Annotated in this window: 21 protein-coding genes; 13 read left to right on the forward strand and 8 right to left on the reverse strand. The window is 64.6% G+C overall.

Translation table 11 applies throughout. The features are described 5' to 3' along the window. Window positions 1–4 precede the first annotated feature (4 nt). Genes FGL95_RS23195 through menE form a run of 4 tightly spaced genes read left to right on the forward strand, consistent with a single transcriptional unit; the run spans window position 5 to window position 2,096 of the window. Window positions 5–301, forward strand: a complete 297-nt coding sequence (locus tag FGL95_RS23195) for a hypothetical protein (RefSeq protein ID WP_338079985.1) — start codon at window positions 5–7, stop codon at window positions 299–301. Next, window positions 298–615 (forward strand): DUF3349 domain-containing protein, encoded by a 318-nt coding sequence (locus tag FGL95_RS23200; RefSeq protein ID WP_169591344.1) that lies wholly within the window; start codon window positions 298–300, stop codon window positions 613–615. The genes FGL95_RS23195 and FGL95_RS23200 overlap by 4 nt, the downstream gene beginning before the upstream one ends. An 8-nt stretch (window positions 616–623) precedes the next feature. Further along, a complete protein-coding gene (locus tag FGL95_RS23205) occupies window positions 624–911 on the forward strand; it encodes a DUF3349 domain-containing protein (RefSeq protein ID WP_169591346.1) in 288 nt (95 codons plus the stop codon). A 45-nt stretch (window positions 912–956) separates the two neighbouring features. Then, entirely contained in the window at window positions 957–2,096 is a 1,140-nt protein-coding gene (gene menE / locus FGL95_RS23210; RefSeq protein WP_169591349.1) for an o-succinylbenzoate--CoA ligase, read from the forward strand. A gap of 11 nt (window positions 2,097–2,107) precedes the next feature. Here menE and FGL95_RS23215 read toward each other — a convergent pair whose 3' ends face one another. After that, window positions 2,108–2,515 (reverse strand): winged helix-turn-helix transcriptional regulator, encoded by a 408-nt coding sequence (locus FGL95_RS23215; RefSeq protein WP_169591352.1) that lies wholly within the window; start codon window positions 2,513–2,515, stop codon window positions 2,108–2,110. A 109-nt stretch (window positions 2,516–2,624) separates the two neighbouring features. On the opposite strand from FGL95_RS23215, the gene FGL95_RS23220 reads away from it, so the two are divergent. The 6 genes from FGL95_RS23220 to FGL95_RS23245 all read left to right on the forward strand — a co-directional run bounded on the left by FGL95_RS23220 (window position 2,625) and on the right by FGL95_RS23245 (window position 7,257). After that, window positions 2,625–3,521, forward strand: coding sequence for an NADP-dependent oxidoreductase (locus FGL95_RS23220; RefSeq protein WP_169591354.1), 897 nt, complete (start codon window positions 2,625–2,627; stop codon window positions 3,519–3,521). A gap of 111 nt (window positions 3,522–3,632) precedes the next feature. Next, window positions 3,633–4,787, forward strand: coding sequence for an inorganic phosphate transporter (locus tag FGL95_RS23225; RefSeq protein ID WP_206072262.1), 1,155 nt, complete (start codon window positions 3,633–3,635; stop codon window positions 4,785–4,787). After that, window positions 4,772–5,038 (forward strand): hypothetical protein, encoded by a 267-nt coding sequence (locus tag FGL95_RS23230; protein ID WP_169591362.1) that lies wholly within the window; start codon window positions 4,772–4,774, stop codon window positions 5,036–5,038. Before FGL95_RS23225 ends, FGL95_RS23230 begins: the two co-directional genes overlap by 16 nt. Window positions 5,039–5,049: 11 nt before the next feature. After that, window positions 5,050–5,367, forward strand: a complete 318-nt coding sequence (locus tag FGL95_RS23235; protein ID WP_169591365.1) for a DUF3349 domain-containing protein — start codon at window positions 5,050–5,052, stop codon at window positions 5,365–5,367. A gap of 55 nt (window positions 5,368–5,422) precedes the next feature. Beyond that, complete coding sequence (locus FGL95_RS23240; RefSeq protein ID WP_169591368.1) at window positions 5,423–6,421, forward strand: ATP-binding cassette domain-containing protein; 999 nt, start codon at window positions 5,423–5,425, stop codon at window positions 6,419–6,421. Continuing rightward, window positions 6,418–7,257 carry an ABC transporter permease gene (locus FGL95_RS23245; protein ID WP_169591371.1) on the forward strand — a complete coding sequence of 280 codons (840 nt, stop codon included), beginning with the start codon at window positions 6,418–6,420 and terminating at the stop codon, window positions 7,255–7,257. Before FGL95_RS23240 ends, FGL95_RS23245 begins: the two co-directional genes overlap by 4 nt. Here the strand turns inward: FGL95_RS23245 and FGL95_RS23250 are convergent. After that, window positions 7,254–10,583 carry an AfsR/SARP family transcriptional regulator gene (locus FGL95_RS23250; protein ID WP_338079986.1) on the reverse strand — a complete coding sequence of 1,110 codons (3,330 nt, stop codon included), beginning with the start codon at window positions 10,581–10,583 and terminating at the stop codon, window positions 7,254–7,256. The two genes, FGL95_RS23245 and FGL95_RS23250, sit on opposite strands and share 4 nt — an antisense overlap. A 69-nt stretch (window positions 10,584–10,652) precedes the next feature. On the opposite strand from FGL95_RS23250, the gene FGL95_RS23255 reads away from it, so the two are divergent. After that, window positions 10,653–11,522 (forward strand): 1,4-dihydroxy-2-naphthoate polyprenyltransferase, encoded by an 870-nt coding sequence (locus FGL95_RS23255; protein WP_169591374.1) that lies wholly within the window; start codon window positions 10,653–10,655, stop codon window positions 11,520–11,522. Between the two features lie 58 nt (window positions 11,523–11,580). Here the strand turns inward: FGL95_RS23255 and FGL95_RS23260 are convergent, their stop codons facing one another. The 5 genes from FGL95_RS23260 to FGL95_RS23280 form a co-directional block, all read right to left on the reverse strand. Then, window positions 11,581–11,967, reverse strand: a complete 387-nt coding sequence (locus FGL95_RS23260; RefSeq protein WP_169591377.1) for a phage holin family protein — start codon at window positions 11,965–11,967, stop codon at window positions 11,581–11,583. A gap of 30 nt (window positions 11,968–11,997) precedes the next feature. Next, window positions 11,998–12,558 (reverse strand): Clp protease N-terminal domain-containing protein, encoded by a 561-nt coding sequence (locus FGL95_RS23265; protein ID WP_169591380.1) that lies wholly within the window; start codon window positions 12,556–12,558, stop codon window positions 11,998–12,000. Continuing rightward, window positions 12,558–12,779, reverse strand: coding sequence for a helix-turn-helix domain-containing protein (locus FGL95_RS23270; protein ID WP_169591383.1), 222 nt, complete (start codon window positions 12,777–12,779; stop codon window positions 12,558–12,560). Before FGL95_RS23270 ends, FGL95_RS23265 begins: the two co-directional genes overlap by 1 nt. Window positions 12,780–12,917: 138 nt before the next feature. Continuing rightward, the gene (gene cds1 / locus FGL95_RS23275; RefSeq protein WP_169591385.1) at window positions 12,918–14,003 is read right to left on the reverse strand and encodes an L-cysteine desulfhydrase Cds1; all 1,086 of its coding nucleotides are present in this window, start codon (window positions 14,001–14,003) and stop codon (window positions 12,918–12,920) included. Window positions 14,004–14,005: 2 nt separating this feature from the next. Beyond that, on the reverse strand, window positions 14,006–14,368 hold the full coding sequence (locus tag FGL95_RS23280; RefSeq protein ID WP_169591388.1) for a DUF4229 domain-containing protein: 363 nt from the start codon (window positions 14,366–14,368) through the stop codon (window positions 14,006–14,008). 129 nt (window positions 14,369–14,497) lie between these two features. Here FGL95_RS23280 and FGL95_RS23285 point away from each other — a divergent pair, with 129 nt between their 5' ends. After that, window positions 14,498–14,710 (forward strand): BldC family transcriptional regulator, encoded by a 213-nt coding sequence (locus tag FGL95_RS23285; protein WP_169591391.1) that lies wholly within the window; start codon window positions 14,498–14,500, stop codon window positions 14,708–14,710. 68 nt (window positions 14,711–14,778) lie between these two features. Beyond that, complete coding sequence (locus FGL95_RS23290) at window positions 14,779–14,979, forward strand: hypothetical protein (protein WP_169591982.1); 201 nt, start codon at window positions 14,779–14,781, stop codon at window positions 14,977–14,979. An 18-nt stretch (window positions 14,980–14,997) separates the two neighbouring features. Here FGL95_RS23290 and ccsB read toward each other — a convergent pair whose 3' ends face one another. Further along, window positions 14,998–15,957 carry a c-type cytochrome biogenesis protein CcsB gene (ccsB, locus tag FGL95_RS23295; protein WP_169591394.1) on the reverse strand — a complete coding sequence of 320 codons (960 nt, stop codon included), beginning with the start codon at window positions 15,955–15,957 and terminating at the stop codon, window positions 14,998–15,000. Window position 15,958: the final 1 nt, after the last annotated feature.

The following is a 15,958-nucleotide window of genomic DNA, read 5'->3' on the forward strand; positions in this document are numbered from 1 at the left end:
CAACGTGAATACCTTCAACGCCATTCTTTCCTCACTGGGCAAGGTCGGGATGTATGCCTTCCTGCTCGGTGTGGGCCTGCCCCTGATCTTCGCTTTCGGAATCCGTTTCATGTCGGTGGAGACGGCTACCGTGAGCGCAAACGGCACTCCGGGCACCCAGCGAAACCAAGCCGCATACGCGTTGGCTCTCGCCCTCTTCGCCATCGTTGCAGCAGCTGTCGTCATCGGAATTCTGTTCATCGCAAAAGACTTCATCGGCCACCAGTTCGGCTGGTACATCCTGGGAGCGAAGCAAAAATGACCGCAACAGCGAAGCCCGTTTCCGAGCGAATCCTCAACTGGCTGCGTGCCGGATATCCCAAGGGAATTCCGCGCGAGGACTACATAGCCTTGTTCGCCGTACTGCACCGTCGCCTGACCGAAACCGAGGTCCGGCTGATCGCCGACCGGCTCATCGCCGATGCCACGGAATCGGGCGATGGGGAGATCGATCGCACCGAGATCGAGGCTGCAATCGAGAAGCTGGCACTGGAAACGCCCGGCGACGACGACGTCGCGCGCGTTGCGTCCCGGCTCGCGGCCGGTGGTTGGCCGCTGGCCGACCCGGCAGAGTAAACACCGAATTGGCGCTACCACCATTTCTCAACAGCATCCTCGGGTGGCTGCGTGCCGGCTACCCCGATGGTGTGCCTGAGTCGGACTATGTCCCGCTGCTTGCGCTGTTGACGCGCAGGTTGTCCGACGACGAGGTCGCCCAGATCACGGCGGCCCTCGTCGAGCATGGCGATATTCCGATCGACAAGGCGAGCATCGGCGTTCTGATCACGAAGATCACCAACGAACTGCCGCTCGAAGCCGACATCGATCGAGTTCAGGGTCGCCTCCGCGAAGGCGGCTGGATCATCGAGTGACGATGGTTGTCACGGGGTCTCACCCCTCGTGACACCATCGAAACCGTGTCCAACACCCTCGAGACCCTCCCGATACCCGCAAGCGTCGACGTTGGACGTCTGCTGCCGGTCCTCGGCGAGATATTGGCTGGACGCGGTCCTGCACGGCTCCCGGTCCCCTCGTTCGACGAGCGCGAAGCTACCCGCCTGACCTCGACGCTGGGGGTCGGCGAACCCATCGACGACGACGTCGCCCTCATCGTCGCAACGTCCGGCACGACCGGAATTCCCAAGGGCGCCATGCTTTCTGCGAGCGCGCTGAACACGAGCGCCACCGCTACCCACGCACGTCTCGGCGGCACCGGTTCGTGGCTGCTCACCCTGCCGCCGCACCACATCGCCGGGCTGCAGGTGTTGCTGCGGAGCGTGGCCGCGGGCACCGATCCGATCGTGATCGACGTGACCAACGGTTTCGACCCGGTGGCCTTGATCCCCGCCATCGAAGCCATGTCCGGACCCCGCCGCTATACCTCGCTGGTGCCGACCCAGCTGCTCAAGGTGCTCAACCACCCCGACGCGACGACTGCGCTGGCAACGCTCGACGCCGTGCTCGTCGGCGGCGCCGCCACCCCGGCCGCGCTGCGTGAGCGTGCGCAGTCCGCCGGCATCACGCTGGTCCGCACCTATGGGATGAGCGAAACGTGCGGCGGCTGCGTGTACGACGGCGTGCCGCTCGACGAGGCGAAGGTCCGCCTCGACGACGGCCGGGTGTTGTTGGGCGGCCCGATGCTCGCTTCCGGCTATCGCGGGATGCCCGATCATCCCGCCTTTGCCGAGGCAGGCTGGTTCCGGACCGACGACGCAGGCTCGGTGCGCGACGGCGTGCTGACCGTCTTGGGCCGCCTCGACGAAGCCATTTCGAGCGGTGGCCTCACCATCGTTCCGCAGGTCGTCGAGACGGTACTGCTCACGCATCCTGGCGTCGGTGAATGCGCTGTTCTCGGAGTTCCCGATGAGCGGCTCGGCGAACGCGTCGTCGCAGTCGTCGTGGCTGTAGACGCCGCGCCAACACTGGAACAGCTTCGCGAACATGTTGCGCAGCAACTCGATTCGACGGCGGCACCACGCGAGTTGCGGGTCGTCGACGCGTTGCCCCTACGCGGTCCGGGCAAGGTGGACCGCCAGGCGCTACGCGCACTGTTCTAGGTCTCGGAGTTCTAGGCCGTTGCCGGCGCGGCGTCGTATTCGGCGCGTGCGGCGTTGACCAGGTCCATGTGCTGCTCCGCCCAGGACTTGATCGCCCGCATGACGGGGAGCAGGCTGCGGCCGAGCTCGGTCAGTTCGTAATCGACGCGGACCGGCACGGTCGGCGTGACGCGCCGCTCGACCAGCCCATCCCGTTCAAGGCCACGCAGCGTCTGCGTCAACATCTTGGGGCTGACTCCGGCGATGATTCTGCCGAGTTCGCCGTAGCGGAGCGGTCCGCCTGCGAGGGCGGACAGCACCAGCCCGACCCATTTGTCGCTGATCCGATCGAGCAGTTGCCGCGACGGACAGGCAGCCAGATAGGCGTCGTATTCGACCTTCGCCTGCTCGCGCATTTGTGCCGCTGTCCGCGTTGCCATCGTTACCCCTTTGCGAGTTACGCACCATTGGGTACCTACTACCCAACGGATACCGCTTCCTTTTAGTTTGGACGAGTTCCGTTCGAAGAGCAAGAAGGAGACATCCACAATGCGTGCAGCAATCGTCACCCAACCCGGCGGACCCGAGGCAGTCGAAATCCTCGACGTACCAACTCCGGTCCCCGGTCCGAAGCAGGTCAGGATCAAGGTCGAGGCCGCAACCGTCAATCCCATCGACGCCGCCACCCGCCAGGGCTACCGCTACGAGCCGGGCGCGAAGCGCGGACTCGGTTGGGATGTGGCAGGAACGGTCGACGCGGTGGGTACCGACGTCGAGGAGTTCGAAGTCGGCGATGCTGTGATCGGGATCGAGGATCGGATGCTCGTGCCGCTCGGCACCCAGGCCGAGTACGTCGTGCTGAACACCGACCACGTCGCCGCCGCCCCGACCACGGTCGGCGCGGTCGAGGCCGCGACCATTCCGCTCAACGGCCTGACAGCCCTGCAGGCCCTGGGCCTGCTCGAGCTGTCCGCCGGACAGACATTGCTGATAACGGGTGCGGCAGGCGCAGTCGGGAGCTACGCGATCGAACTGGCGGCGGCGCGAGGCATCCAGGTGACCGCACAGGCGTCGGCTTCCGATGAACCCGCTCTTCGCGCCCTGGGTGCGACCGGGTTCGTCGACCGTAACGACGAGTTGCCGACGGGATTCGACGCGGTGCTGGATACCGCGTTGATCGGGGATGCCGCCGTGGCGGCGACCCGCGACGGCGGTCGGTTCGCCTGGCTGCTGAGCCAAGCCGGACCCGAGACCCAGCGCGGAATCGACGTCAACCTGGTCCGGGTGCGTGGCGATGCGGATCAGTCGGCGCACCTTGTGAGATTGGTCGACGAGGGCAAATTGACGGTTCGCGTCGCCGAGACGTTCCCGCTCGACGAGGTGCAGAACGCACATAAGCGCCTCGCCGACGGCGGGATTCGAGGGCGGCTCGTTCTTCTCCCCTGACGACCCGCGCGGGTGGCGTCGAGCAGTTCACTTCGACGCCACCCACTGGTCACGCATGGCGGATTGGAATTTACGGTCTGTTTGCCGCAGACTGACCGCGTGAGTGCAGACATGGCCGTACTACTCATCGTCGTCGTTACTGCCCTCGCATTCGATTTCACCAACGGTTTCCACGACACCGCCAACGCCATGGCGCCGTCGATCGCTACCGGAGCGCTGCGCCCACGAGTCGCCGTTCTACTTTCTGCGGCCTTGAACCTGCTGGGCGCCTTCCTGTCTGTTGCGGTCGCAGCGACCGTAGCCAAGGGCATCGTCAAGTTGTCCGGCGTGGGTGGCCACGACCTGCTCGTCATCGTGTTCGCCGGGCTGGTTGGCGGCATTCTCTGGAACCTGACGACCTGGTTGTTCGGCATCCCGTCCAGCTCGTCTCACGCACTGTTCGGCGGCCTGATCGGATCGACGATCGTGGCGCTCGGTGTGCACGGTGTCGAGTGGTCCGGCGTTCTGAACAAAATCGCGATTCCCGCATTGCTCGCACCTTTGGTCGCGGCCCTTGTCGCGGCGATCGGAACGCGCTGGGTTTACCGGATCACACGCAATGTTCCCGAAGCAGAGAAGGCGCGCAACTTTCGTTGGGGTCAGATCGGTTCCGCGTCGCTCATCTCACTCGCACATGGCACCAACGACGCCCAGAAGACGATGGGCATCATCTTCCTGGCGCTCGTCGCCCATGGGTCGATCGAGTCCGACGACGCAATGCCGTTCTGGGTCAAGCTCACGTGCGCGCTCGCAATCGCACTCGGCACCTACTTCGGCGGCTGGCGCATCATCCGGACGCTCGGCAAAGGCCTGGTCGAAATCGCACCGCCGCAGGGACTGGCAGCCGACACCGCGTCGGCAACGATCATCCTCACTTCCAGCCATTTCGGACTGCCGCTATCGACAACCCAAACTGCGACGGGCTCGGTCCTGGGCTCGGGGATCGGCAGATCGGGCGCCGAGGTGCGGTGGTCCGTCGCGGGCAGGCTTGTCGCGGCGTGGCTGTGCACGTTGCCGATGGCGGGTGCTGCCGGGGCAATCTGCTGGCTCATCGCCCATGCTGTCGGCGGCTTGGCAGGCGTCTTGATCGTCCTGGCGATACTCATCGGGGCGACGATTTTCATGGTGATGCGGTCTCGCCGAAATCCGGTCGACACGTCGAACGTGAATGCTGATTGGGAATCATCGGAACAGTCCGCAAAGGGTGACTCGTGGCAACATTCGTGACGACTGCACAGCACCTCGGCCAGATCCTGGTTGCCGGCGTAGTGATCGGTGCTGGTCTCCCGGCGTTGTTCGCGTTCGGTGTTCGCTTGCTTGCCAGTGCTAACGCTGACGGCACCGCTACTGCACGTCGGCAGGTCGGCGTCGCAGGCGCATTCGCGTGCTTCGCGCTCGTTGTCGTCGCCGTCGTGACGGGAATTCTCTTCATCATGAAGGACTTTCTCGCCCACGATTTCGGCATCCACCTCTTCTAGCCAGGTGTGACATGTCTCTGCCGCCATTCCTGGCCAACATCATCGGCTGGCTGCGCGCGGGGTATCCCCACGGCGTGCCGGCTTCGGATTACATCCCGCTACTGGCGCTACTGAAGCGACGGCTCTCCGACGACGAGGTCCGGCAGATCGCGACCGAGTTGGTCGCGCGTGGTGAGCTGCCCATCGACTCCACCGACATCGGGGTCACCATCACGAAGGTCACCGACGAGGTTCCCGTCGAAGCCGACGTCGAGCGGGTGCGCAAGAACCTGAACGAAGCAGGCTGGCCTGTCGCCGATCCCTTTCGGCGGGACGCACCACCCGAGTAAGACCGCGCAATCGCCGTGCAAGGACCACGCAAGAACGGTCCGTCATGGTCTACCCATGAACTTCTCACACAGCACAGTCCCGGCGGTAGAAGCCGACGGCCTGGTCAAACTATTCGGCCAGCAGCGTGCGGTCGACGGCGTCAGCCTGACGGTCCCGCAAGGGATGGTCTACGGCGTTCTCGGACCGAACGGTGCAGGCAAAACCACCACCATCCGCATGCTCGCGACACTCCTCCGGCCCGATGCCGGCCACGCCCGCATCTTCGGACACGACGTCGTCAAGGAGCCCAACGCGGTCCGCTCACTGGTCGGAGTCACCGGCCAGTACGCCTCGGTCGACGAAGACATGTCCGCGACCGAGAACCTGATCATCTTCTCCCGGCTGCTCGGCCTCAGCCGCGCCGATTCCCGGCGCCGCTCGGCTGAACTCCTCAAGGAATTCGACCTCACCGAGGCCGCGAACAAGCCGCTGAAGAACTTCTCCGGCGGCATGCGTCGGCGCCTCGATCTGGCAGCCAGCCTGATCGCGACTCCGCCGCTACTGTTCCTCGACGAGCCGACGACCGGCCTCGACCCGCGAACTCGCGCCCAGATGTGGGAGACGATTCGTCGCCTCGTCCGCGATGGCGCGACCGTCCTGCTCACCACGCAATACCTCGACGAGGCCGACCAGCTCGCCGACCGCATCGCCGTAATTGACCGCGGCAAGTTGGTCGCCGACGGCACCTCCGACGAGCTCAAGGCCTCGGTCGGCAACTCGTCGCTGCACCTCACCTTGCAAGACAAGGCTCAGATCGACGACGCCCGCCGGATCGTCAGCGAGGCGCTCGGCGTCGAGGCCGCTGTCACTCCTGAGGCTGCCCGCCTCACCGCCCCGATGATCGACACCAGCGTCACGCCCGAGATCCTGATTCGGTTGCGCGACAACGGCATCGTCGTCGACGAGATCACCGTCCAGAAGCCCAGCCTCGACGAGGTCTTCCTCACCATCACCGGCCATCCCGCAGAAGAAGCTGCCGATGCCGACTCCGATACAGAACGGAGCGTCGCATGACAACCACGCTGATCAATCCCCCTTCCCCGACTCTCACCAAGTCGCCTCTCGTCACCCCCGAGGCGCACACCGTCAATTTCCGTCAGTCCGTCGCGAACTCGCTCACCATGGCCTACCGCGGCATCCTGAAGATCAAGCACAACCCCGAGCAACTCTTCGACGTAACCCTGCAGCCGATCATCTTCACGTTGATGTTCACCTACATCTTCGGTGGCGCGATCTCCGGTGACGTCAAGGCGTACCTGCCGGTCATCATCCCCGGCATCCTCGTGCAGACGGTGATCACCACGTCCATCGTCACCGGCACCCAGCTGCGTGAAGACATGGACAAAGGTGTGTTCGACCGGTTCAAATCCCTTCCGATCGCGAGGATTTCACCTCTCGCCGGCGCCTTGACCGCCGACATGGTCCGCTACCTCATCGCGACGGTCCTGACGATCGTGATGGGCCTGATCATGGGCTACCGTCCCGGCGGCGGCTTCTTCGGAGTCGTCGGTGCCGCTCTGCTCGTAATCGTCTGCTCGTTCGCTACCAGCTGGATCTGGGCACTCATGGGTGTCCTCGCCAGCAAGGCCTCGACGGTCCAGGGTTACTCGATGTTGATCCTGTTCCCGCTGACCTTCATGTCCAGTGCATTCGTCCCGGTCGACACCATGCCCGGCTGGATGCAGGGCTTCGTCAAGATCAACCCGATCACGCACATCATCTACGCGGTCCGTGACCTCGCAAACAACGGTCACATCGGTGCCGAGTTCGGCTGGTCACTGCTCGGCGCAGCCGTGATCGTCGCGATCTTCGCCCCGCTGACCGTCCGGATGTACATGAAGAAGGCCTAACGATTCTGTGCGCGAGTCTTACCGCCAGGGGGGTAAGACTCGCGCACAGTTCGTAGGTGCTCGAAAATCTCTGCCGAAGCCACGCGCTTCGGCAGTTTTGCTGTTCTGGCCAATTCACTGTCGACGCGGTCGGCACCCACCGCGGACCGTGCGGCATCAAGATGGATCGCGAGTTTCATCGACGGATAGTCCTGACGCCCACGATTGCGAACGGCGAGGGCCAGGAGCGCGATGCCTCGCTCGGGGTCGCGACCGGTCGCGATCGAAAACGTCCCCACAGCCGCTGCGACGCAACCGATCTGCGGCAGATCGAAGAAGTCGCCCAAGCGCTCGAGCGCGACATCGATGAGCTCGACGACCAACGGACCGACCTCGTCGGCGCGACCGTGCACGACGTGGGCGTCGACAACCGCACTGGCGACGAGCGCCTCGTACGGACCGGGCGTGGCGCGCGTGATCGGCCAGTTCACGACCGTCAAGGCTTGCCGGTAGCGCGCGAGTCCGCCGTCGATGTCGCCCTCGGCGAGGTCTGCTTCGCCGGTACTCGCGAGCAGTGCCGCCTGCCGACCGTTGCCTTCACCGAGCTCGGTCCACAGCGCTGCGGAGTCGTAGTTCGCTCCAGCAAGGTCCGCAAGTTCCCGGCGTGCTTCGGCAACCCGACCCGCGCCGACCATCGACGCCGCCATGAACGACCGTGACTGCGCGCCTTCCTCGTACGCGTGCAAGTCGGCAAGAGCCTGCGCGGCCTCGCGGTAGTACTCGATCGACTGCTCGTACTCCGCGGATTGGCCGTGCAACGAGCCGAGGTGCTGACACAGCATGGACCGACCCCAGGTGTCTTCTCGCCTGCGTGCAATCAACAGACCGGCTTTTGCGTCGCGCATCGAGCCGTAGGTGTCGCCGGCGTTCTCGTAGTAGTTCGCTCGCAGCGACAACGCGCCACTGCGGGTCCACTCGTCGTCAGAGCGCGCTCCGTATGCGAGCTTGCGTGCGATTCCCTGACCGGACAGCGGACCGAGTACGAGGGAGGTCTGCAACACGAATGCCGGGGTGAGGTCGTCCCTGACGCGCAGCAGGGCGCGAATCCTGCTGCGTACCAGCGCTATCGGCCTGATCTCACCGGTGAAGGCTCGGTGCAGCCCGGCAAGCAGGTACGAGGCGATCAGCAAGTCGGTCGGTATGCGGTGTTCGTCAGGTCCACGCGGATCTATGTCGAGAATCCTTGGCGCCCAATTGAATACTTCCGAATGCGCGCCTCGCGCCGCCCAGTGGAACCCGAGTACAGCGAAGACGAAGTACACGGTGACCGCATCGCGCTGTTGGGTCGCAAAGCGCAGCACCGCCAACAGGTTGTCGTGCTCGGCTTCGACGCTCAGCGCCGCGACGACCTGCCGATGATCCAGGACGGCGTCGAGCTGTCGCTGCGAAAACTCTTGCGCCCATTGCGAAATCCGTGCCATAAGCTCGTCGGTCTCGCCGGCCGCGGCCAATTGCTCCTCGCCGTACTCACGGACGGTCTCCAACATGTGGTACCGCAGCCCGACCGGTTCCTCATGTTCGACGACGGTGAGCATCGACTGATTGACCAACCCATCGAGCGCGTCGGTGATGTCGTCGACCGCGCCCCACTGCGCGACGGCTTCAGCGGTCGCACGGTTGAAACCTGCTGGCAGACGGCACAACCGGCGCATCGCGGCTCGTTGCTGATCGTCGAGCAGATTCCAGCTCCAGTCGATGACGGCGTGCAGCGTCCGGTGCCGTTCCGGCGAGTTCCGATCGCCGATGCGCAGCAGCGCAAATCGGTCCGAGAGCCTGGTGTTGATCTCCTCGACGGTCATCGACCGCACGCGAGCGGCGGCAAGTTCGATGGCCAGCGGGAGTCCGTCGAGAGTGTGGCACAGCTTGGCGACCTCGACCGGATCCAGTCGCGCGCTGGACCGCACAGCGCGGGCACGCGCACGGAAGAGTTCGGTCGCGGGCGAGCCGTGCCCGTCGATCTCCAACGGCGGCAACGGATACGTGGCCTCTGCACCGATCATCATCGGCGATCGACTGGTGGCGAGCACGGTGAGCAACTCCCCCGCGCCGACGAGATCGGCAACGAGCGCCGACACGTCGTCGATCAGGTGCTCACAGTTGTCGAGGATCAACAGAATTCTTTTGCTGGACAATACCTCTCGCAGTCGGTGCCGAGGCTCGTACAGCCGTGCGCGATGGAATCCACCTGGTGTGGCATCGGCCTCGCTCAGACCGAGCGTTCCACTGATCGACGCGATGATGTCCTCACCGCTGCGCAAAGCCGCGAGCTCTACCAACACCACCGGAACATGATGTGCGGCGCGAGAACCCAGTTCGTGTGCAATCCGAGTCTTGCCGGCGCCGCCAGGCCCGACCACCGTCGTCACCCGGGAGGTCTTCATCAGCTCTTCGATTGCGGTCACGTCGTCGGCGCGGCCCAGCAGAACGTTCGGCCCGACCCGGAGACCGATCGCATTGGGCATAGCGGGCGTTGTGTCCTGCCGGACCGGCGCCGCGGCATCCCCACGCAGGATGGCGGTGTTGAAGTCGACGATCGCCCGACTGGGATCCGCGCCGAGTTCGTCGACGAGCCGGGCGCGCAGTCCGGCGAATACGTCGAGCGCGTCGTTGTCGCGGCCCAGCGCAACGAGGACCTTCATCAGGTCGAGGTGTGCGGGTTCGTCCAGCGGATTCCGGTCGGCGATGGCGCGAGCGCGAAGCTCCGCCGATTTGTAATCGCCGAGCGACACGAGTGCAGCCAGTTCGACCGCGTCGAGCGCTGTCTCCCTGGCAGCAGCCTCGGCACTCAGCTCGCGAGCAAGGCTGCCGTCGGGCAGGTCGGCGCCAGGCTCGCCGCGCCACAGCGACCGCGCCGTCGCGACGGCTTCGAGCGCGCCGCGGTGATCGCCCTCGGCATGGCGCTGCTGTGCCCGCTGCTCGAGTTGCCGGGCGAGGGTGATGTCGACGTGCGATTTGCCGAGGGTGAATCGGTAACCGGCTGGTCCGACCTCGACCGCACCGTCCGGCAACGCAGCCCGTAGTCGCGACACTTGCGTGTGCAGGGCATTCATTGGCGAGCGCGGCGGCTCTTCGCCCCAGACCTCGTCGATCAGCGACTGCGCGGTCCGGCTGCGGCCGGGAACGCTTGCCAACGCGACCATGAGACTTCGCGCACGCGCTCCCGGAAGTGGCACGAGAAGGCCGCCGCGGCGTGTGCAAATCCCGCCCAGCAAGGCCACGACAACGCCTGCGGACTCGTTCGCCGAGCCCTCCGTCGGCGAATGGGTGACGCTCTCTTCTGGATGCACTGTTGTCCGATCGTATTTGAGCCGATCCCCCGGAGCCAGTTGAATACCAATGGCTGCAAGGATCGACTCATGGCCTCAGCTGCTCAGTGGATCGAAGGCGCCCGCCCGCGCACGCTTCCGAACGCGATCGCCCCAGTTTTCGCAGGTACCGGCGCCGCAGCGGCGTTGGGCGGCGCGGTCTGGTGGAAAGCCGCGCTCGCTCTCGTCGTCTCGCTCGCGGTAATCGTCGGCGTCAACTACGCCAACGACTACTCCGACGGCATCCGCGGAACCGACGACGTACGCGTTGGACCGCTTCGCCTGGTCGGCTCGAAAGTGGCATCGCCGGCCGCGGTCCGCAATGCCGCGCTCATCGCCATTCTCGTCGCCGCAGTCGCCGGACTTACGTTGGCCGCGACGACAGCGTGGTGGCTCGCCCTGCTTGCCCCGATCTGTGGTGCCGGAGCGTGGTTCTACACCGGCGGAAAGAAGCCGTACGGCTATCTCGGCTTCGGCGAGGTCGCAGTGTTCGTCTTCTTCGGCCTGATCGCCGTGCTCGGCACACAGTTCGTGCAGGCCGAGCGGATCGATTGGGTCGGTGTCGTCTGCGCCGTCGCCGTCGGCTGCTTCTCCTGTGCCGTCCTCGTGGCGAACAACCTGCGCGACATACCCACCGACACCGAGGCTGGCAAACTCACACTCGCTGTGCGAATCGGTGACGCCCGAACGCGCACACTGCATCTCGCACTCCTCGTCATCCCGTTTCTGGCGAGCCTGGCGCTTGTGGCGAGCACGCCATGGGCGCTCGTCGGTCTGCTTGCAGCCCCGCTGGCGGTTCGCGCCAACGCGCCGGTCCGCGGCGGCAAGGGTGGCTTGGATCTGATTCCCGCGCTGCGCGATTCAGGTCTTGCAATGCTCGTCTGGGCAGCGACCACCGCCTTGGCCCTCGGTCTGAGCTAACTGCTCGTGAGTCTTTTAGGAGTACATAGACTCCTAAAAGACTCACGAGGGTGGGGTGTTAGTCCTTGCCGTCGGGGACCAATACCCCAAGCAGCCAGTTGACGATCGAGATGACGAGCGCACCCCATACCGCGGTCCAGAATCCGTCGACCCGCAGTCCGTACTCGGTCGTCTCGGTGATCTTGGCGGTGAGCAACAACATCAGGCCGTTGATCACCAGCAGGAACAGTCCGAGGGTCAGGATGAGCAGCGGTAGCGAGAACAGTTTCACGACCGGCTTGACGAGCGCATTCACCGCAGTGAACACGATCGCGATGCCCGCAAGGACGACGAACTGCCACCAGTCGTCTTTTTCCTTGGGATAGATGATGTCGATGCCGTCGACCCAACGTGCGGCCAGCCAGATCGCAAACGCGGTGATTGCCAAACGAATGACGAGGACCATGCGTCAATGGTGGCATATTTGCCCCAATTTTCAGGCGGCGCGGTCCAGCAGGACCAGCACTTTCTCACGCAATTCCGCGAGCGGCACGTGCGCGGTGATGATCGCCTCCGCAACCGGACTCGGTGCGCGCACGATTCCAAGCAGGACGTGCTCGGACCCGATGTGATTGTCATTGTGCACCAATGCTTCCCGCAGTGAAAACTCGAGGACCTTCTTCGCCTCGCGCGTGAACGGGATGTGGCCACCGCGCCACCTGCGGCGCGGTTCGGGAGTGCCACGGTCGAGCGCGTCCTTGCCGAAGCTCGCCTGCAGGCTCTCGCGCACCGCGTCGAGATCGATACCGATGGACTTCAGTGCCTCGGCGTCGGCATCGCCGAGCGGTTCCGTACTGCGTTTGCGCGAAACCTGCTCGCGCGCACCGTCGAGAGTGATGCCCAGGCCGGTGAGCAGATTACGCAGCGGCGGTTCGGGTTCGGCCAGAACGCCGAGCAGGAGATGCTCGACGCCGATGTGCGGTGACCGCAGTTCGCGCGCCTCTTCCTGCGCGACGACGACCGCGACTTTGGCTGCCTTGCTGAATCTTTCGAACATCAGAGGAATCTGCCTCTCCGGTTGTATTTCTGGTGCACGGCCTGCCTGCTGACCTCGAGCGAGTCGGCAATCGCCTGCCACGACCAGCCCTGTTCGCGGGCGTTGGTGACCTGGATGGCTTCGAGTCGTTCGAGCAGCCTGCGCAAGGCAAGGACCGCGCGCAGCCCGACCGTGGGGTCGGAACTGCCCGCGGCGGCAGCCAGATTGGTTGCTTCGGTCATGATGTCAATTTAGGTTGACACTCGGAACCTGTCAACACACATTGACAGCCGGCATGAATGGCGCATTCAGTCGGTCAAACCGAGTGAATGCGACATTGATGCGGTGGGCGGGGAGGCAAGTGCGCCGCCGTGATCGGCTCAGCCCAGCCAGGTGCCGCTTTCGACGAATTCGTTCAAGATCGCCGTCGGACCGACGAGGTCCATGCCCTGACCACGCACCCAGCCGTCGTCGAAATACGTTCCGGCATAGCGGTCGCCGCCGTCGCAGAGCAGTGTCACGACGCTGCCGCCTTGGCCTGTCGCGAGCATGTCGGCAATCAACCCGAAGGCACCCCACAGGTTCGTGCCGGTGGAACCGCCGACCCGGCGGCCGAGGACGACGCTGGCGTGGCGCGCAGCCGCCACCGAGGCGGCGTCAGGGACCTGGATCATCCGGTCGACGACTTGACCGATGAACGACGGCTCGACGCGTGGCCGGCCGATTCCTTCGATCCGCGAGGCCATTCCGGTCTCGTGCTCCCGGTTGCCGGTCTGGTATCCGCCGAAGAACGCAGAATTCTCCGGGTCGACGACGGCAAGCCTCGTGTGGTGGCGTCGGTACCGGATGTAGCGACCGATCGTCGCACTCGTTCCGCCTGTACCCGCGCCGACCACGATCCAGTCCGGAATGGGGTGCAGCTCACTGGACAGCTGGTGGAAGATCGATTCGGCGATGTTGTTGTTGCCGCGCCAGTCGGTCGCGCGTTCGGCGTGGGTGAACTGGTCCATGTAGTGACCGTCCGTGTTGGCCGCCAACCGCGCCGCCTCGGCATAGATTTCGCCGGAACTGTCCACGAAATGGCAACGGCCGCCTTGAGCTTCGATGAGGGCGATCTTCTGCGGACTCGTCGATGCCGGCATGACCGCCACGAAATCCAGACCGAGCAACTTGGCGAAATACGCCTCGCTCACAGCCGTCGAACCCGACGATGCTTCGACGATCGTGGTGCCTTCGTGCACCCAGCCGTTGCAAATCGCGTAGAGGAACAGCGAGCGGGCCAGCCGATGCTTCAGGCTGCCGGTGATGTGCGTCGATTCGTCTTTCAGATACAGCGCTACGTTCCAGCCGACCGGCAGCGGGTAGCGCAGCAGATGCGTATCGGCACTGCGTTGGGAGTCGGCGTCGATCAACCGAACCGCGTTGTCCACCCACTCGCGCGGACCGCTCCGGTCGACGACGGTCATTGCTAGGAGTCCCCGCGAAGCTTCGCGCGCAAGTCGGCTTTGTCGCGTCGTCGTCGTTCGTCGACGATCGCGATGTCCTCGTTGAGGCGCCGCCGAAGCTTCGAGAAGAGCACCAACGAGAGCGGGAGCGCGATAAGAAGCGCGAAGATGAGCGCGACCATGATCGGCACTTCCACACCTGCCAGCTTGGCGCCGAACACAATGGCTGCAGCAAGGGCCGCGACCAGCGCAAGCCGGGCAACGGTGTAGAGCGCCAGGTCACGGGCGAGTCGGTGACTCGCGCGGGGACCGGCCTGTTCGGAAGAATTCGAGGTCGCGTCGCTCACGCGAATAAATGTACCGAGGTGTGCAAACCGCCCCTCCATTAGCGCCGGACTTATCCGTTTTGCGAATTACCTCCCCTTTACCAAACATAGATCGTTCGAGTACCTAGGGGTTCTGGTGACACGATGGGGCCAATCCAAGACGACGAACGAGAACACGGGAGAACGTCGATGAGCGCACCCGCTATCAACAGAGCACCTGAGACCCTCTTGACCCCTGGGCAGGTCGCTGCACTCTTCCACGTAGATCCGAAGACGGTCACGCGCTGGGCACACGCAGGCAGGCTCGGCTCGCTCCGCACACCGGGCGGCCACCGACGCTTCCGCGAGTCCGAGGTCCTGCAATTGCTCGCATCGCTGACGACAGAAGCAGTCCGCCGCTGAGGTTGCACGACCAGTCGGGTGCCGAGTAGGCCACACACAGCTACCCTCTAATGGAGGAGGTGAGCGTCGTGATCTACCTATTGGCATTGGTCGGACTGGTAACGGTTACGGTGCTGTTCTGGAAAGCATTCGGGCCCGTCAGTCATGCATCGGGTCAGCCGCGTGTAACGGGTCCGGACGACGATCCAGAATTTTTGTGGCGGCTCAACCGGCAGGCACGTAAATCCGGTGACACGCCTGAACCCGGGCCGGTCGATCCGCCGCAGTAACCCCTACGGCACGTTGACTCAGGTCAGTCCGGCGTACGAATGCAGGCCGGAAACGACGATGTTGATCACGAACAAGTTGAACAACATGGCCACGAAACCGGCGACGTTGATCCACGCAGCCTTGGTGTCGCGCCAGCCGGAGGTTGCGCGTGCGTGCAGGTACGCCGCGTAGACGACCCAGGCGATGAACGCCATCGTTTCCTTGGGGTCCCAGCCCCAGAAGCGTCCCCATGCGGACTCCGCCCAGATGGCCCCGAGAATCACACCGGCGCCGAACAGCGGGAAACCGATGATCGTCGTCTTGTAGGCGAGCCGGTCGAGGGTCTGTGCATCGGGCAGGCGGCGCGCGAGGTTGCCGAGAATGCCTTTACCCTCAGCGCCTTCGGGCTGCGCCATGCGCAGCAGGTAGAGGACGCTCGCAACGCCGGCGACCATGAACACGCCGCTGCCGATGCTGACGATCGTGACGTGGATGGGCAACCAGTACGAGCGCAACGCGGGGACGACCGGCGCCGCGTCCGCGTAGAGCACCGTCGCAGCGAGGAACATCAGAATCATCACCGGCGGCAGCAGGAACACCCACAACGACCGGAACCGCTGACCGCGCAGCACACCGAACCCCAGCACCACCGCAGCGGCGCAGGCCATCGTCACGAACTCGTACATGTTGCCGAGCGGGAACCGCTCCGTCGCGAAGCCGCGCAGCACGATCGACGCCAGGTGCAGACCGATCCCGACGACGATCACCGCCACGCCCATGTTGCCGAGCCGCTCCGAGAGCGGCTTCGGCGGCGCTTCGACGATTCGGCCAGGCAGTCCCACAGCTGGACCGCTCCCCACCAGCTCCTTGGCTTCCACCGCATTGACCCGCTTCGATGCGTAGTGGGAGATCAGCAGTCCGAAGCCCAAGAGATAGACCAGGAACGCCGACCGGAAGGCGAGGTCGCTGTATCCGGCGAGGGTCTCGTTGATCGGCATT

This window comes from Antrihabitans stalactiti, assembly GCF_012932915.1.
GTDB lineage: Bacteria > Actinomycetota > Actinomycetes > Mycobacteriales > Mycobacteriaceae > Antrihabitans > Antrihabitans stalactiti.

What these genes read in the sequence shown, in the direction of transcription:
- FGL95_RS23200 (WP_169591344.1), top strand. Translation starts at nt 298, where the DNA reads ATGACCGCAACAGCGAAGCCCGTTTCCGAGCGAATCCTCAACTGGCTG.
- FGL95_RS23215 (WP_169591352.1), bottom strand. Translation starts at nt 2,515, where the DNA reads ATGGCAACGCGGACAGCGGCACAAATGCGCGAGCAGGCGAAGGTCGAA.
- FGL95_RS23220 (WP_169591354.1), top strand. Translation starts at nt 2,625, where the DNA reads ATGCGTGCAGCAATCGTCACCCAACCCGGCGGACCCGAGGCAGTCGAA.
- FGL95_RS23225 (WP_206072262.1), top strand. Translation starts at nt 3,633, where the DNA reads ATGGCCGTACTACTCATCGTCGTCGTTACTGCCCTCGCATTCGATTTC.
- FGL95_RS23235 (WP_169591365.1), top strand. Translation starts at nt 5,050, where the DNA reads ATGTCTCTGCCGCCATTCCTGGCCAACATCATCGGCTGGCTGCGCGCG.
- FGL95_RS23240 (WP_169591368.1), top strand. Translation starts at nt 5,423, where the DNA reads ATGAACTTCTCACACAGCACAGTCCCGGCGGTAGAAGCCGACGGCCTG.
- FGL95_RS23245 (WP_169591371.1), top strand. Translation starts at nt 6,418, where the DNA reads ATGACAACCACGCTGATCAATCCCCCTTCCCCGACTCTCACCAAGTCG.
- FGL95_RS23255 (WP_169591374.1), top strand. Translation starts at nt 10,653, where the DNA reads ATGGCCTCAGCTGCTCAGTGGATCGAAGGCGCCCGCCCGCGCACGCTT.
- FGL95_RS23260 (WP_169591377.1), bottom strand. Translation starts at nt 11,967, where the DNA reads ATGGTCCTCGTCATTCGTTTGGCAATCACCGCGTTTGCGATCTGGCTG.
- FGL95_RS23265 (WP_169591380.1), bottom strand. Translation starts at nt 12,558, where the DNA reads ATGTTCGAAAGATTCAGCAAGGCAGCCAAAGTCGCGGTCGTCGTCGCG.
- FGL95_RS23270 (WP_169591383.1), bottom strand. Translation starts at nt 12,779, where the DNA reads ATGACCGAAGCAACCAATCTGGCTGCCGCCGCGGGCAGTTCCGACCCC.
- cds1 (WP_169591385.1), bottom strand. Translation starts at nt 14,003, where the DNA reads ATGACCGTCGTCGACCGGAGCGGTCCGCGCGAGTGGGTGGACAACGCG.
- FGL95_RS23280 (WP_169591388.1), bottom strand. Translation starts at nt 14,368, where the DNA reads ATGGAGGGGCGGTTTGCACACCTCGGTACATTTATTCGCGTGAGCGAC.
- FGL95_RS23285 (WP_169591391.1), top strand. Translation starts at nt 14,498, where the DNA reads ATGAGCGCACCCGCTATCAACAGAGCACCTGAGACCCTCTTGACCCCT.
- ccsB (WP_169591394.1), bottom strand. Translation starts at nt 15,957, where the DNA reads ATGCCGATCAACGAGACCCTCGCCGGATACAGCGACCTCGCCTTCCGG.